At 31.7% G+C, this 15,217-nt stretch carries 15 protein-coding genes and 2 pseudogenes; 5 read left to right on the top strand and 12 right to left on the bottom strand.

The window, feature by feature from the left end; translation table 11 throughout:
• Positions 1-130 precede the first annotated feature (130 nt).
• The gene (locus tag KA909_RS02545; RefSeq protein ID WP_075108511.1) at positions 131-754 is read right to left on the bottom strand and encodes a YkyA family protein; all 624 of its coding nucleotides are present in this window, start codon (positions 752-754) and stop codon (positions 131-133) included.
• A gap of 130 nt (positions 755-884) precedes the next feature.
• Here KA909_RS02545 and def point away from each other — a divergent pair, with 130 nt between their 5' ends.
• The 3 genes from def to rnjA all read left to right on the top strand — a co-directional run bounded on the left by def (position 885) and on the right by rnjA (position 3,823).
• Positions 885-1,436, top strand: coding sequence for a peptide deformylase (gene def, locus KA909_RS02550; protein ID WP_075108512.1), 552 nt, complete (start codon positions 885-887; stop codon positions 1,434-1,436).
• Positions 1,437-1,925: 489 nt separating this feature from the next.
• Positions 1,926-2,144, top strand: a complete 219-nt coding sequence (locus KA909_RS02555) for a DNA-dependent RNA polymerase subunit epsilon (protein WP_053022625.1) — start codon at positions 1,926-1,928, stop codon at positions 2,142-2,144.
• The gene (rnjA, locus tag KA909_RS02560; protein WP_075108513.1) at positions 2,144-3,823 is read left to right on the top strand and encodes a ribonuclease J1; all 1,680 of its coding nucleotides are present in this window, start codon (positions 2,144-2,146) and stop codon (positions 3,821-3,823) included. The genes KA909_RS02555 and rnjA overlap by 1 nt, the downstream gene beginning before the upstream one ends.
• Here the strand turns inward: rnjA and KA909_RS02565 are convergent.
• From KA909_RS02565 to KA909_RS02585, 5 genes and pseudogenes are all read right to left on the bottom strand, one after another.
• A pseudogene (locus tag KA909_RS02565) lies at positions 3,820-4,214 on the bottom strand (IS5/IS1182 family transposase); the annotation flags it as partial. The gene rnjA and the pseudogene KA909_RS02565 sit on opposite strands and share 4 nt — an antisense overlap.
• Before the next feature lie 423 nt (positions 4,215-4,637).
• On the bottom strand, positions 4,638-5,027 hold the full coding sequence (locus KA909_RS02570) for a YbaN family protein (RefSeq protein WP_075108514.1): 390 nt from the start codon (positions 5,025-5,027) through the stop codon (positions 4,638-4,640).
• Positions 5,028-5,187: 160 nt separating this feature from the next.
• Complete coding sequence (locus KA909_RS02575; RefSeq protein ID WP_011276142.1) at positions 5,188-5,847, bottom strand: potassium channel family protein; 660 nt, start codon at positions 5,845-5,847, stop codon at positions 5,188-5,190.
• 125 nt (positions 5,848-5,972) lie between these two features.
• A complete protein-coding gene (locus tag KA909_RS02580) occupies positions 5,973-6,989 on the bottom strand; it encodes a cytochrome d ubiquinol oxidase subunit II (protein WP_053017747.1) in 1,017 nt (338 codons plus the stop codon).
• Positions 6,989-8,341 (bottom strand): cytochrome ubiquinol oxidase subunit I, encoded by a 1,353-nt coding sequence (locus KA909_RS02585; protein WP_053029143.1) that lies wholly within the window; start codon positions 8,339-8,341, stop codon positions 6,989-6,991. Before KA909_RS02585 ends, KA909_RS02580 begins: the two co-directional genes overlap by 1 nt.
• A gap of 201 nt (positions 8,342-8,542) precedes the next feature.
• Here KA909_RS02585 and KA909_RS02590 point away from each other — a divergent pair, with 201 nt between their 5' ends.
• The gene (locus KA909_RS02590) at positions 8,543-8,776 is read left to right on the top strand and encodes a glutaredoxin family protein (RefSeq protein ID WP_053029142.1); all 234 of its coding nucleotides are present in this window, start codon (positions 8,543-8,545) and stop codon (positions 8,774-8,776) included.
• A gap of 112 nt (positions 8,777-8,888) precedes the next feature.
• Here the strand turns inward: KA909_RS02590 and ptsP are convergent, their stop codons facing one another.
• The 5 genes from ptsP to auxA all read right to left on the bottom strand — a co-directional run bounded on the left by ptsP (position 8,889) and on the right by auxA (position 14,463).
• Positions 8,889-10,604: a phosphoenolpyruvate--protein phosphotransferase gene (gene ptsP, locus KA909_RS02595; RefSeq protein WP_053029141.1), complete on the bottom strand. Its 1,716-nt coding sequence runs from the start codon at positions 10,602-10,604 to the stop codon at positions 8,889-8,891.
• Positions 10,605-10,606: 2 nt separating this feature from the next.
• Positions 10,607-10,873 carry a phosphocarrier protein HPr gene (locus KA909_RS02600; protein ID WP_011276148.1) on the bottom strand — a complete coding sequence of 89 codons (267 nt, stop codon included), beginning with the start codon at positions 10,871-10,873 and terminating at the stop codon, positions 10,607-10,609.
• A gap of 334 nt (positions 10,874-11,207) precedes the next feature.
• A complete protein-coding gene (locus KA909_RS02605) occupies positions 11,208-11,750 on the bottom strand; it encodes a hypothetical protein (RefSeq protein ID WP_053022619.1) in 543 nt (180 codons plus the stop codon).
• A gap of 57 nt (positions 11,751-11,807) precedes the next feature.
• Positions 11,808-12,980 carry a class I SAM-dependent rRNA methyltransferase gene (locus tag KA909_RS02610; RefSeq protein WP_210129939.1) on the bottom strand — a complete coding sequence of 391 codons (1,173 nt, stop codon included), beginning with the start codon at positions 12,978-12,980 and terminating at the stop codon, positions 11,808-11,810.
• 187 nt (positions 12,981-13,167) lie between these two features.
• On the bottom strand, positions 13,168-14,463 hold the full coding sequence (gene auxA, locus KA909_RS02615) for a lipoteichoic acid stability factor AuxA (protein WP_053019386.1): 1,296 nt from the start codon (positions 14,461-14,463) through the stop codon (positions 13,168-13,170).
• A gap of 149 nt (positions 14,464-14,612) precedes the next feature.
• Here auxA and graF point away from each other — a divergent pair, with 149 nt between their 5' ends.
• Complete coding sequence (gene graF / locus KA909_RS02620) at positions 14,613-14,732, top strand: glycopeptide resistance-associated protein GraF (RefSeq protein ID WP_011276152.1); 120 nt, start codon at positions 14,613-14,615, stop codon at positions 14,730-14,732.
• Positions 14,733-15,151: 419 nt separating this feature from the next.
• On the opposite strand, the pseudogene KA909_RS02625 reads toward graF, so the two are convergent.
• Positions 15,152-15,217 (bottom strand): annotated as a pseudogene (locus tag KA909_RS02625) (6,7-dimethyl-8-ribityllumazine synthase); the annotation flags it as partial.

Genomic DNA, 15,217 nt, shown 5'->3' on the forward strand with positions numbered 1-15,217 from the left:
ATCCTCTCATAGTGTACCACAATTTATTTGTACTGTTAAATATTTTAATAAAGTTCTGTATTACTAAAAAAGATACAGTTTTTCCAACTGTATCATTATCGATATTCAATCTGTATCAATACGAAAAGTACTACAGATTATCAACATCTTGTTTTTCTTTATTTACTGTGTTCATAGCTTTTGAATATTCTTTAAATTTGTCTTGGAAATTCTTCTGTGCTTTATTTAATGCATCATTCTTTTCATCTACTTGAGATTGCGTTATACCATCCTGTTTGATAAGTTCGAATAAATCTTTTTCTTTATCTAAAACATTCTTATAGGCATCCGCATATTTGTCATGGACTTTATATTTGTTTTTAACTGCATCATCTAATTGTTTAAGTTCTTTTTTCTTGTCATCACTTTTAATTTCTTTGATGTGTGACTCGCCTTTATTAAATTGTTTCTTAGAATCATCTAATGCTGCTATTTCTTTATCAAATGTATCTTCTCTTTGTTTAATATTATCAAGAATATCATCAGCAGCTTTCTTACGTGTTTCCTCGTTATCACTATTCGCTTTTTTATATAAATCTTGTTTCTTTTCTTCAAGAGAATTTAATTTCTTGCTAATACTATTAATCGGTTGTTCTTTATCAAACGCTTTTTGAACATTTTCATTGTATGCTTTCACTTCTTTTTTATCTGTTGTACAGCCTGCTAATAAAACTGTCGACGCTGCTACTACTGCAACTGTTTTACGTAGTTTCATTGAGTGTAAACCTCCTCGTAGTCATTCGACTGTTATCATATAGAATTATGCTTTATAAATCAAATGAAATAAGATAATGTACTTATGATTCGTTTTTCTGTTATATTTTATTATAAGGAAGGTGTATGACATGTTAACTATGAAAGATATTATCAGAGATGGTCATCCTACGTTACGTGCTAAAGCGGAAGACGTAAATTTACCGTTATCTGATGAAGATAGAAATACATTAAAAGAAATGCGTCAATTTTTAATTAACAGTCAAGATGATGACATTGCTAAAAAATATGGTTTACGTTCAGGCGTTGGTCTAGCTGCTCCTCAAATCAATGTTTCTAAAAGAATGATTGCTGTTTACTTACCTGATGATGGAAACGGTAAATCATATGACTATATGCTGGTTAATCCTAAAATCATGAGCCACAGTGTTCAACACGCCTATCTACCTACTGGTGAAGGTTGTTTGAGTGTGGATGAAAATATTCCCGGATTAGTTCATAGACATTATAGAGTAACTATTAAAGCATTAGACATTGACGGTAATGAAGTTAAATTGAGATTAAAAGGTTATCCTGCAATTATTTTCCAACATGAAATCGATCATTTAAACGGTATTATGTTCTATGATTATATTGATCAAGACAATCCATTAACACCATTACCAGACTCAGTTGAGGTTTAACTTTAATCAAATTTATTTTACTCAAGCTACTTTCAAATATGGAAGTAGTTTGAGTTTTTTATTTATCGACGGCGTGAACAATAATTTAATTCTTACTTATTTAATAATATTTAGACTTTATATCTAGTAATTGAAGTGTTTAACAGATATAAACTGCTTTATTTATTTATATACATAATGTAAAATAAACAGTAACTGAAATCATAGTGTAATGCTAATTTTCAAATAATGAACGACATTTATATTTGCCTTAATACACGCTTGAAAGTCAGAAACATATCATATTGTGCTTAATCACATAACTATTAGGTCGATATTTATAACATGACGCTAATATCAACACGTAGACAAATCAATATCTGCAAATAATTGTAAATTGATAAAGTACTACTATTAACCTACGCAATATGACTGGACGTATCAAGTTGATTGAGGTTTCAGATTAATAAAATCAATTAAGATGTTTAAATTTAGGAGGAACTATCCAATATGACAGTATTTAAAGTATTTTTCCAACATAACAAAGACGAAGTAATCGTTCGTGAAAACACAAATACAATTTATGTTGAAGGTGAAACAGAGGAACAAGTAAGACGTTATTTAAAAGACCGCAATTATAATATCGAATTCATTACTAAATTAGAGGGCGCACATTTAGAATATGAAAAAGAACATTCTGATCATTTCAACGTGGAGAATGCTCAATAATGAAGCAATTACATTCTAACGAAGTAGGTGTATATGCTTTAGGTGGCTTAGGTGAAGTCGGTAAAAACACTTACGCCATCGAATATAAAAACGAAATCGTCATCATAGATGCTGGAATTAAATTCCCTGATGATAATTTACTAGGAATTGACTACGTCATTCCTGATTACACTTACCTCGAACAAAATCAAGATAAAATTGTCGGTCTATTCATAACGCACGGACATGAAGACCATATAGGTGGTGTGCCCTACCTATTAAAGCAAATTAATGTACCTATTTATGGCGGTCCATTAGCTTTAGGACTAATACGTAATAAGCTAGATGAACACAACTTGTTACGTAATGCGTCATTAAATGAGATTACAGAAGATAGTGTCATTAAATCGAAACACTTTGAAATATCATTTTATCTAACAACACATAGTATTCCTGAAGCTTACGGTGTAATTATCGACACACCTGAAGGCAAAATTGTTCACACTGGTGACTTTAAATTTGATTTCACGCCTGTAGGTGAACCAGCGAATATTGCTAAAATGGCAGAATTAGGTAAAGAAGGTGTACTATGTCTTCTATCTGACTCAACTAATGCCTTAGTTCCTGATTTCACACTAAGTGAGCGAGAAGTCGGACAGAACGTTGATAAGATTTTCCGTAATTGTAAGGGACGTATTATATTTGCTACCTTTGCATCTAATATTTACCGTGTACAACAAGCGGTTGAAGCTGCAATTAAATACAATCGTAAAATTGTAACATTTGGTCGTTCTATGGAAAATAATATCAAAATTGGTATGGAGCTTGGTTACATTAAAGCACCGCCAGAAACTTTTGTGGAGCCAAATAAAATTAACAATATTCCTAAACATGAATTACTTATTTTATGTACAGGTTCTCAAGGTGAACCGATGGCTGCTTTATCTCGTATCGCAAATGGAACGCATAAACAAATTAAAATTATTCCAGATGATACTGTAGTCTTCAGTTCTTCACCTATTCCAGGTAATACTAAGAGTATCAACCGCACTATTAATGCTTTATATAAAGCTGGTGCTGATGTAATTCATAGCAAAATATCTAATATCCATACATCAGGTCACGGTTCACAAGGCGATCAGCAATTAATGCTTCGCTTAATTCAACCGAAATACTTCTTACCTATTCACGGTGAATATCGCATGCTTAAAGCACATGGTCAGACTGGTGTTGACTGTGGTGTTAAAGAAGAAAATGTCTTTATCTTTGATATCGGTGACGTGCTTGCATTAACACATGACTCAGCACGTAAAGCGGGTCGTATACCTTCTGGAAATGTGTTAGTTGATGGTAGTGGTATTGGTGATATTGGTAATGTCGTTATCCGCGATCGTAAATTATTATCTGAAGAAGGCTTAGTCATAGTCGTCGTTAGTATCGATTTCAGTACTAATAAATTGCTTTCTGGTCCAGACATCATTTCTCGTGGTTTCGTATATATGCGAGAATCTGGACAATTAATTTACGATGCGCAACGTAAAATTAAAACTGATGTTATTTCAAAACTAAATGCTAATCCAAATATTCAATGGCATCAAATTAAATCGTCAATCATTGAGACACTACAACCTTATTTATATGATAAAACAGCACGTCGTCCAATGATTTTACCTGTAATTATGAAAGTGAACGAAGATTAATAAATGGTTTCCGTATGACGTAATAGCGTCCGGGACATAAAGTTCCAGGATAAGTAAATTAAGACAATTTCTATTGAAATAATATAGAAATTGTCTTTTTTTATAATTTTTTGATTATTTTTAGCTCATTGAGTTGTTACTTTCTTTATATTATGTGCATTAGCACAATTCCTTGTTCTCTTTTGGATTTATTTATCTCTTGTACAGACATTCGAGTGAAACTCAAAATCGCCTTCATAAATCTAAAAGTAAGCGCCACATCAATTTTCCTTTGACTGTAGGTGGTTTTCGTTTTAGATTCTAAAAGTATTCAATTAATTTGGGCTTTAAAACATTCACAATTATAATTCTTCATTCATTTTTTATTTGTTTTTGAATTGAAGTTCATACAGTTGTCCATTTTTCATACAATCTTCTTTCATTTTCATCAATGTGACATCATGGTCTATTTTAGAATAACTATTATTATCCTTTGGTAGAGTTACTTGAGTCATATTATATTTTTTAGTATTTCAATATAAAATTACATATAAATATAAAGTATTGTGTCAAGACGCTTGTGTTGATTATTAATGAACATAAGTGCTAACGCACTTATGTAAGACATTCTAAAGATGAATGACGAATAACGCTGTGTGCGGGGCCCTAGCAAAGGGATTTTCAACATGAAAATCTACAAGCAAAGCACGTTGGGCAAGCGAGCCAAAAATACGAAGTATTGTAAATAAAGAAGCCAGTAAATGAATTTATAAAAAACTCATTTACTGGCATTTTTGCTAGGTATGATGTCCCAACCTCTTCCTGATTACGATGACTATGATGATCCTTTGTCTTGATTAAAATTCGCTGGTAATGTCTTAACAAATGTAAATAACACAATCGTTTGAATGATTACCATAATGACTAATCCAATTCGAATATATAAGTTTGAAATCATAAAAATAGAAAAACCAACTACTATATATAAACTTATAAGTATTCTTATTTTTTCTTTCATCGTATAACCTTTATACTTTTTAAGATTCTCAACATAATCTTTATAAATTTGAGTGCTTTCAAGCCATACTTTGAACTTTTTGGAACTATTCGTAAAACATATAACCGCTAAAATTAAAAAAGGTGTTGTCGGTAATAATGGTAACACTGCACCTATAAAAGCTATTACAGTAAAAAATATACCTAATGCTATTAATACATATCTCATTTACTTGTATCATCACTCCATATCCCATTATTAAAACTAGATATTTTTTACTTACGTTCCCTCTAGTTATTATAAAAACATCACAAGTATTAAAGTTACGAAATCGTCAATCCATCTCATGTCTATGATTCGAAGTCCTTTAATAATTGTGATGCAAACTTTATCTTACAATTTTCTTTTCAAAACGATTTAAATCATTATCATGACCTATCATAATCAATATATCTCCAAATTCGATGTTCATCGAAGGGTCTGGGGATACAACAATTTCTTTACCACGTTTAATCGCAATAATATTGATCCCAAATTGCGCACGAATATCTAAATCAATAATTGATTGTCCTGTCATTTTTTCACTTGCTTTTAATTCAACTAGTGAGTGTTCATCTGCTAATTCAAGGTAGTCTAAAACACTAGCGCTTGCTACATTATGCGCAATTCGACGTCCCATATCTCTCTCAGGATGGACAACTGTATCTGCACCAATTTTATTTAATATTTTAGCATGATAATCATTTTGAGCTTTTGCTGTAACTTTTTTAACACCTAATTCTTTAAGTATAAGCGTCGTTAATGTACTAGATTGTATATTTTCACCAATTGCTACGATAACATGATCAAAGTTACGAATACCTAAACTTTTCATCACAGCTTCATCTGTCGTATCTGCTACGACTGCGTGCGTTGCAATGTCACTATATTCATTAACACGCGCCTCGTCTCTATCAATTGCCATAACATCCATATCTAACGCATTTAACTCTCTTACTATACTTCCACCAAAACGACCTAACCCAATAACAACATATTCTTTCTCCATTGAACGGCTACCCCTATCTCTTAAAAATAAGGCAAAGGCTGAGATGAATGACATCATGTAAATTATACTTCATAAAGTTAATATACATTGATGTTCATTATCTCAGCCCCCTTCTATTATTATAGTTATTTTTTACCTTCTACATATTCTTTATCGAATACAAATAATCTCAATAATAATATTAACGATGGAACTAATAAAAGTAAACCTAAAATAAATACAATCACAAGTGCTAATCCCATTGAATCATTAACACCTGAATCACTTACCTTAATAAATGGATATAATAAATAAGGTAATTTACTTATGCCATATCCATAAAATGCAAATGCCATTTGGAGTATCACCATTATAAATGCTAGACCATGATATTTCTTAATGAAGTTCAAAATACCCGCTACAATGAAACAAATGAAGCTTAGTGCAAACATCCACCAGTAATGTTGTACTGCATTATTGAAATGATCTGCATTTTGAATTCTCAACGATAAGAAAACAAATAGTGAAATAATAATCATAGGAGGTCCCCAGAAAATAAACCATTGTCTCATATATTTATATGCCACTTCATCTTTAGCTTTCGATGCATAGTATGTTAAAAATCCTGAAGATATATACAATACACTAATGATTGCTAAAAAGACGACTGACCAAGCAAATGGACTAAGTAGTAATTGGAACCAATCTAAATCAAAATGTGAACCACGTTCATTGATATAGCCACCTTCAGATATTGTTAATACCGTTGCTAATGATGCTGGAATTAACAAACCTGTTAAACCATACATAACTATCCATGGCAATTTAGTGTCTTGACCATAATGTTCAAATGCGTAGAAACTTCCTCGAATAGAAATCAGAATAAGCGCAATAGAACCAGGTACTAGCAACACAGTACCAAAATATAATGCTGAATCAGGGAAAAATCCTACAAATCCAACAAAGAAGAACACGAAGAATACATTTGTAACTTCCCATACTGGATTTAAGTATCGTTCAACTAAGTGGTTAATCTTTTTCTCTTCTCCAGTTAATTTAGTGTGTAAAGTAAAGAAACCCGCACCAAAGTCAATTGAAGCAACAATGATATATAAAAATAAGAACGTCCAAAGTACGGTAATACCTATTGTAGTGTAATCCATTAAGCATGACCTCCTTTTTCGATGACTTTATCTACATCATCTTGGGCAGGTTTATCTTTGAACATACGAATGAGTACATATGCTGATGTAAAGAGTAATACTAAGTAGAGTAATCCAAATAGTATAGTAACTAATGTTATTCCTCCTGCTTGCGTAGCAGCTTCACTCACACGCATATATCCTCTAACTATCCATGGTTGACGCCCAACCTCAGTTAAAAACCATCCAAATTCGATAGCTAACATAGAAGCTGGCCCAGTAAGAAGAATCGCGTATAACATACCTTTATGCGTAACGAATTTACGTAGTTTCTTAATGATTAAAGTTAAAATAAAAGCACCTGAAATAACAAAGCATAATACACCCATAGTTACCATTAAATCAAAGAAGTAATGGACAATTAATGGAGGTAATTCATCTTTCGGAAAATCATTGAGTCCTTCTACTTTAGTGTTTACATTATTATCCGCTAAGAAACTCAGCATGCCTGGTATTTTGATAGCACCTTCAACTTCTTGAGTCTTCTCGTTTAATACACCGAAGAATACTAAATCCGCTTTCGATTGCGTATCAAAGTGCCACTCGTAAGCCGCTAATTTCTCAGGTTGCGCTTGGTGTAAGAATTTAGCTGATAAGTCTCCCGCTAACATTGACAATAATGTTGATAAGAATCCAACAATCATAGTCATTTTTAAAGCTTTTTTATGATATTCTGCATCTTTATTATATTTATTTTTCAATAGTTTAAATGCTGCAATAGATGCTAGAACAAATGCCATTGTCATACCTGCAGTAGCTACTACATGGAACGCTCTTACTAGGAATGAAGGATTGAACATTGCTTCAAGTGGTTGTACATTAACCATTTTGCCGTCCTTCATTTCAAATCCTGCTGGTGTATTCATGAATGAGTTCACTGATGTAATAAAGAACGCAGAGAATGAACCTCCGATAATAACTGGGATGCTAATAATGAAGTGTGTCCATTTATTTTTGAAACGATCCCATGTATATAAATAAATACTTAAGAATATCGCTTCAAAGAAGAAAGCAAATGTCTCCATAAATAGTGGTAAAGCAATGACATGCCCACCCATTTTCATAAATGTTGGCCAAATTAATGATAATTGTAAACCGATAATTGTACCTGTTACAACACCGACAGCAACAGTAATGGTATAACCTTTCGACCAACGCTTGGCTAATGCTATATATTTAGGATCCTTGTTTTTGATTCCTAAAAATTCTGCAATTGCGAACATAAGTGGCATACCAACACCTATCGTCGCAAAGATGATATGTACTGCTAACGTCATACCAGTTAGGAAACGACTAATTTCAACGGAATCCATAATTTCATCACCTTTTCTATATCTATTTTTAAAAAGCAATTAATATAAATTATATAATGTTCTATTTTCTAACTAAATCCTTTTGCTTAAATTTAAGGAAGATTTTTTTGATGAAATTCACATAATTTTCACAGTTTGCATTTCTTTCGAAAATTATATATAGTAATTTTCATGATAATAACTCGATAGGAGTGAGCTCGATTGCCAAACATCGTTATTTTTACTCAAAATGATTGTCCCCCTTGTACATTTGTAAAAAATTATCTTACTGAACACAAGGTCGGTTATATTGAAAAGAACATTGCGAATCAACAATATCGCGCTGAAATGATGGATTATGATGCATTCGCTACACCATTTATTCTCTTAGATGGCGAACCAATGTATCAAGTGGATTTAGATAAGATTAATGCTGCATGTCATATTGGTTCATAACATAATCATATTAACGATACAAGCCTAGCACTAAATGAAATGATTTAGTTGCTAGGTTCTTTATTGCAAAAAAACACCTTAACGTCAGTTAAGGTGTTTAATCTATATAATATTATTTAGAAATATGATTAACTAAATCTTTTACTTCTTCTTGAGTAGCACAATTAATTGCACGGTTAGCTAATTCAGACATTTCATTTTTACTTAAACCATTGATTTGTCTTCTAGCTTTTAAAATAGATGTCGCACTCATTGAGAACTCATCTAATCCTAAACCTAGTAATAATGGAATCGCTGTTTCATCTCCAGCCATTTCACCACACATACCAGTCCATTTACCTTCTTTATGAGAAGCTTCAATAACTTGCTTAACTAAGCGTAAAATAGCTGGGTTGTATGGTTGATATAAGTAAGAAACGCGTTCTGACATACGGTCAGCTGCCATAGTATATTGAATTAAATCATTTGTACCAATACTGAAGAAATCAACTTCTTTAGCAAAGATATCAGCTAATGCAGCTGTAGATGGAATCTCAACCATGATGCCTAATTCAATGTCATCAGAGATATCATGACCATCATTTTTAAGATTTTCTTTTTCTTCTAAAAGAATCGCTTTCGCATCACGGAATTCATTGATTGTAGCGACCATTGGGAACATAATGTTTAATTTACCATATACTGAAGCACGTAATAATGCACGTAATTGCGTTCTAAAAATATCTTGTTGGTCTAAGCATAAACGGATTGCTCTGTAACCTAAGAATGGATTCATTTCTTTAGGTAAGTTTAAATATGGTAGTTCTTTATCGCCACCAATATCTAACGTACGAACTACAACACGTTTATCTTTCATTGTTTCAAGCACTTTTTTATAGGCTTCAAATTGCTCATCTTCTGTTGGCATTTGATCTCTACCCATATAAAGGAATTCAGTTCTGTATAATCCGATTCCTTCAGCACCATTTTCCATTACACCATATAAGTCATCAGGTGTACCGATATTTGCAGCTAATTCTGCATGTTCTCCGTCGATGGTTACTGTTTCAGCATCACGTAATTTTTGTAATTCTTTTTTATCTTCAAAGAAACGTTCACGTTTGTTTTGATAAGCAATTAACTCATCTTCTGTTGGATCAACAATAACGTCACCAGTGATACCATCAACGATAACCATATCGCCTTGCTTCACTTCTTTAGTAATTGATTTCGTACCTACAACTGCAGCAATTTCTAATGAGCGACTCATAATTGCTGAATGGCTTGTACGACCACCAATATTTGTAACGAAACCTTGAACAAATTCTTTATTTAATTGTGCTGTATCTGAAGGTGTTAAGTCATTTCCAACGATAACAACACTTTCATCAATCATACTTGGGTTTGGTAATTCAACACCTAAAAGATGTGCTAACACACGTTTTGACACGTCTCTAATATCTGCAGCACGCTCTCTCATGTATTCATTATCCATAGATTCGAAGATTGTAATAAATTGTGAAGTAACTTCATCAAGGGCTTCTGGAGCACTTACTTTTTCATTCGCAATTTTATCTTCGATTGGTTGAATTAACTCAGGATCATCAAGTACTAATAAATGCGCATCAAAAATTGCAGCTTTATCAGGACCTAATTGCTTTTCAGCATTATTTCTGATTTTAGTTAATTCAATTTTAGAAGCTTCTAACGCATTTCTGAATTTTCGAATTTCAGCATCAGTATCTGTAACTTTTTCATTAGTGAATGATAAATCAGGTTCTACTAATAAATAAGCTTTAGCAATTGCGACACCATCTGATGCCGCAATACCATTAATTAATTTTGACATAATTATTCAGTTAAACCTTCTTTAGATAAGACATCACTGATTGCTTGAATTGCGTCTGCTTCATCGCTTCCATCAGCGTAGATAGTGATTTCAGCATCTTTACCTACACCTAAACTCATAACACCCATGATTGATTTTAAGTTAACTTTTTTACCGTTATATTCTAATTGAATATCTGAATCAAATTTTGATGCAGTTTGAACTAACATAGTTGCAGGGCGTGCATGAATACCTGTTTCATCGATAATTACATAAGATTTTTGTTCCATAATCTATTTCTCCTTCGCAAAGTTAGAATATTCAAATTTGTCATAATCTAACATAATTTTATACCATAACACTACCAAAATATATTACTAAATTCAATTCTAATAGGATTGAAAAACTATTATAATTGGTTTTTATAGAAATAAACAAGTGTTTCAAATTGTAAAAAGTCGATTTTAACCTTCAATATTTTTACTTACTTATCATATGCATAACAACACAAATTAAAATCACTGTCACAACTTTGGTTTAAATTATAATTTATGACAAATTCGTATGATAACTATTTAGCCTTTATCATTAAGCTTACTCCAATTATACTACAACATTTTCATTTTAAATAATATCATGAAGCACTTTTTCACATTTTTCGATATGTTCGCGCCCAAGTTTATTCATGAAGTAGTAACTGATTGATGCTGAAACAGCTTGTCCAACAACAGGGAACCATTTCGTTTGTTTCGCTGCAGCTCGTTTTGCCATGTCTCTAATAACCACTTTTAACACAGCACTTGATACTTTTTTACCAATAAATGAACTACCTTGAATTGCAGCTGCTGCTAAAATTCGTTCTTTCACATCATCCCCAAGCGTATTCACTTGTTTGTGATCTAGACCATAAATTTTATTAACATCTTCAATAATGTCTCGCATTAATTTAATATCTACGCCAAAGTCTAGTCCAGGAATTGGCACAATACTCATGCTTGATGATAATAATGATTTTTTCTTCACAATTGTTTCCGCTTTTGCTCTGCGTTCAGCTAATTCTTCTTTAGTAGTCGGTAAGTTACTTTTTTCTTTAATTTCTTCAATATTTAAAACTTTGTTTCCAACTTTATTTGTAACGCCACTTGTAAATTTATTCATAATGCCCATTTAAAGACACACCTTTCTTAAATCATTCATTAAACATGTATACCCATTTTTAATGATTTAATGCTTGATATTAATAAATACAGCTTTTAAGTATTTTGACGGCTTATAGTGTGGGTGCGTTTTAAAATCCTTAGGCAACCCCATAACTTCCTCAATATCATATGCTACATCTGCTTCATTAAGTGTAGTTTTAATAACATTTTTAAAGGCTTTCAATGAAAAAGCACTTGAATTTGTACATAATAATAGAGACCCATTTGGAGCAAGTATATTTAATGCACCATTAATTAAATCATCGTAATTCTTTTGTACTGAAAATGTCTTCTTCTTATTACGAGCAAAACTCGGTGGATCAATCACAATCGTATCGTATACTTTGCCGTGTCGCGCAGCATAATTGTAAAAATCAAATGTATCCATTACATAAATATACTGGCTCTTAGGATCAATACCATTTAAACCAAAGTTTTCTTCCGTTAAACTACGTGAACGATTGGCTAAATCCACACTTGTTGTTGTAGTCGCATTTTTAGCAGCTACAACCGAAAATGCACCAGTATAACTAAATAAATTAAGTATATGCTTATCTTTTGCAAAGTGGTCTCGTAATTTCTTTCTGACTTCTTTTTGATCTAGGAAAATGCCTGTCATCAAGCCATCATCTAAATCTACATTATAAAATGTGAAATTTTCCTCTATAACTATTGGAAATTCAGGCGTTTCTCCTAATACATGTCCACCTGTATATTCAGAATCTTTAAAACGCATTTTTTCAAAAATTGACTTAAATGGAAATACTTTCTGAATCGCTTCAATGACATTATAGCGGAATTTATATATTCCTTTTGAGTACCATTGAATCAATAAATGGCCATCGTAGTTGTCAATCGTTAATCCACCAACGCCATCGCCTTCTGCATTGAATAATCTAAACGCATTAGTACCTTCGATATGATAATAATAGTCACGTTCTTGTAATGCAATTTCAAATCTTTTTTCGAAAAAAGATGTATTAATTGTTTCATTTTGATCGTAGCTTAATATCCAACCTAGCCCCTTATGTTGGCGTCCAACATATGCGGTTGCAATGTACTGTTCTTGACCATTCATAATGTAAAATAAGTCGCCTTCTTTTAAATGATCATTGTTATAAATATCCGCTTCATCTACTAGCGGATAGTAATTCAAATACTTTGTTTCTTTACCTTTATTTAATGTGGCTATTTTCATTTTCAAACGCTCCTATTTAGATTGTTTTAAGTTTGAATTTTATACAATACTCTCGTTATCATTCAACACTAGTTTAACAAATATAAAATTATCATTACACAAAACAACATTAAACAAAAAAGGCGGAACGTGAAGTCTATTTCGTCACCATAGATTTCACGTTACCACCTTATCAAAATTAAACGCATTAAGGTCTTTCTCTCAATTGTAACGTAAATGCGATAATAACCGCTATCAACATTAAGATTAACGTTGGAGTTATAAAGATTGATAATAATAATCCATGAATCATAATGTTTACAAATTCAGTTAACAATTTAAAGAATAGAATACTAACCATAAAGAGTTGTAAATAATAATATTTACCTCTTAAGAAATGTGTAAATGTCGTTGCAATATAAGTGATAATAACTAGCATTAATAATAATAAAGTTACCCATTCAACAACATATTGTGTTTGAGATAGTTCCCATTCACCTGATACAAATAAAGCATTTCTGTTATTAAATTCAATAAATGTAAATAGGAATAAAATGAAACCACAGAATATTTCTACATACGCTGGTTTAATCCATTTCGGCCGTCTCATCCAATTAGGAATATCATCTTCTTCAATATTAAATACATTTTTGAATTTATTCTTAAATTTATCACGTTTTGATCTGATTTTTTCTAAATCGACACTTCTTCTCGTCTTACGTGCATATTCTGATGTTTTATCTTGAAGCTGTTTAAAATGAACTTTAGACTGATTCGAAACATTTCCTTTACTTGTTCTTGATAATTCTGGTTCTTCTTCTCCCAATTCTTCTTTAGTCAATGGTAAGGATCTTCTTAAGAATAAGAAATTCCAAATTGAAGCTTGCGCTAATAACCACATTACTAAGAAAAATGTATTTACACTTAAAATATCTATTGGTGCAATTTCATTGGCATCAATTTTGCCGTATAAAGAAATTTGAGTAATTAAATAACTTATTCCATAAGAAAAGATAATCCATAAGTAATGATTTTTTCTATTAGCAACATTAAGTTCATCTTTATATACAATGTAGCCTGTGTGAATAATAAAAGGAATAATAAAAATAATTGCCCAAAAACTATATACTTGAGTCATTAAAGTAATTGAAATGAGGAAGTATAAAATCCCAATAATTAAAAAGAAAATTGAGATGTCGTAATCATATTTCGTAGTTCTATATAATGCATAACCAATAAGCATTACAAGAATACCAAACAGAATAATTATGACTGCACTAATAATAGGAAAGTTGCCTATGAACCTACTCATCACTCTAATAATTTCACTGAAGAATGCATTAAGGAAATCCCATAAATTATGAATTTTTAATTCAACTTTATCTTTATCCTTTAATTGATTAATTAAAGGTAAATTTATAAGTATTATGAGACCCGTGAAGAGTGAAACGATACCGACAATATAACTAAAAATAATCTCGGTGTGTTTCTTAAGAAAAGACATACTGTTCACCTCAAAATTCATTATATAGTAAGATGTTAATCTTGTCTTTATTAAACAATAAAATACATCTTGAGACCTATATAAGTTTATCCTAGTTTTATATGGGTAAACTTAAATTGTAAACATTAATCTAACAAGGAGTGTTCATTATGACAAACGAAGATGCTAAAAAAGCAAAAGAAGTAGAAGAAAAATTAAAAGAACAAAAAGAAGAAAAAACTGATGACATCGAACAAACTAAAAAAGATGTTCAAGACACTTTAGATTAATTACTAAAGCAATTATTTATAAAGGCTACAGTTTCACTCATTCATTTGCGTAGCTAACCGAACTGAGATGGCGCTCTATTTCATGCGTTTCTCAGTTCTTTTCATTTTTAAAAGTATTTAAGGCCATCAACTCATAATGTTTCGAGTCCGGGACATAAATAATATAATGAAGCTATTTTTGCAAATTCGCAGTAGCTGACTGAACTGAGAAGGCGTTTAATTCAAGCTTTTATCAGTTCTAGTCACCCTTGCGGGCGGGGCCCCAACAAAGAGAATTTCATAAAGAAATTCTACAAGCAAAGCAAGTTGGGGTCGGGGCCCCAACAAAGAGAATTTCATAAAGAAATTCTACAAGCAAAGCAAGTTGGGAGTGGACGACGAATTTAAAAGAATTCTGTCCCACTCCCTATCATTTCAAATTAAAACTGTTTTAATAAATTAGCCATTTCAATCGCACTCACTGCCGCTTCGGCACCTTTATTTCC

Source organism: Staphylococcus sp. GDX8P54P, from assembly GCF_017893165.1.
Classification (GTDB): domain Bacteria; phylum Bacillota; class Bacilli; order Staphylococcales; family Staphylococcaceae; genus Staphylococcus; species Staphylococcus borealis.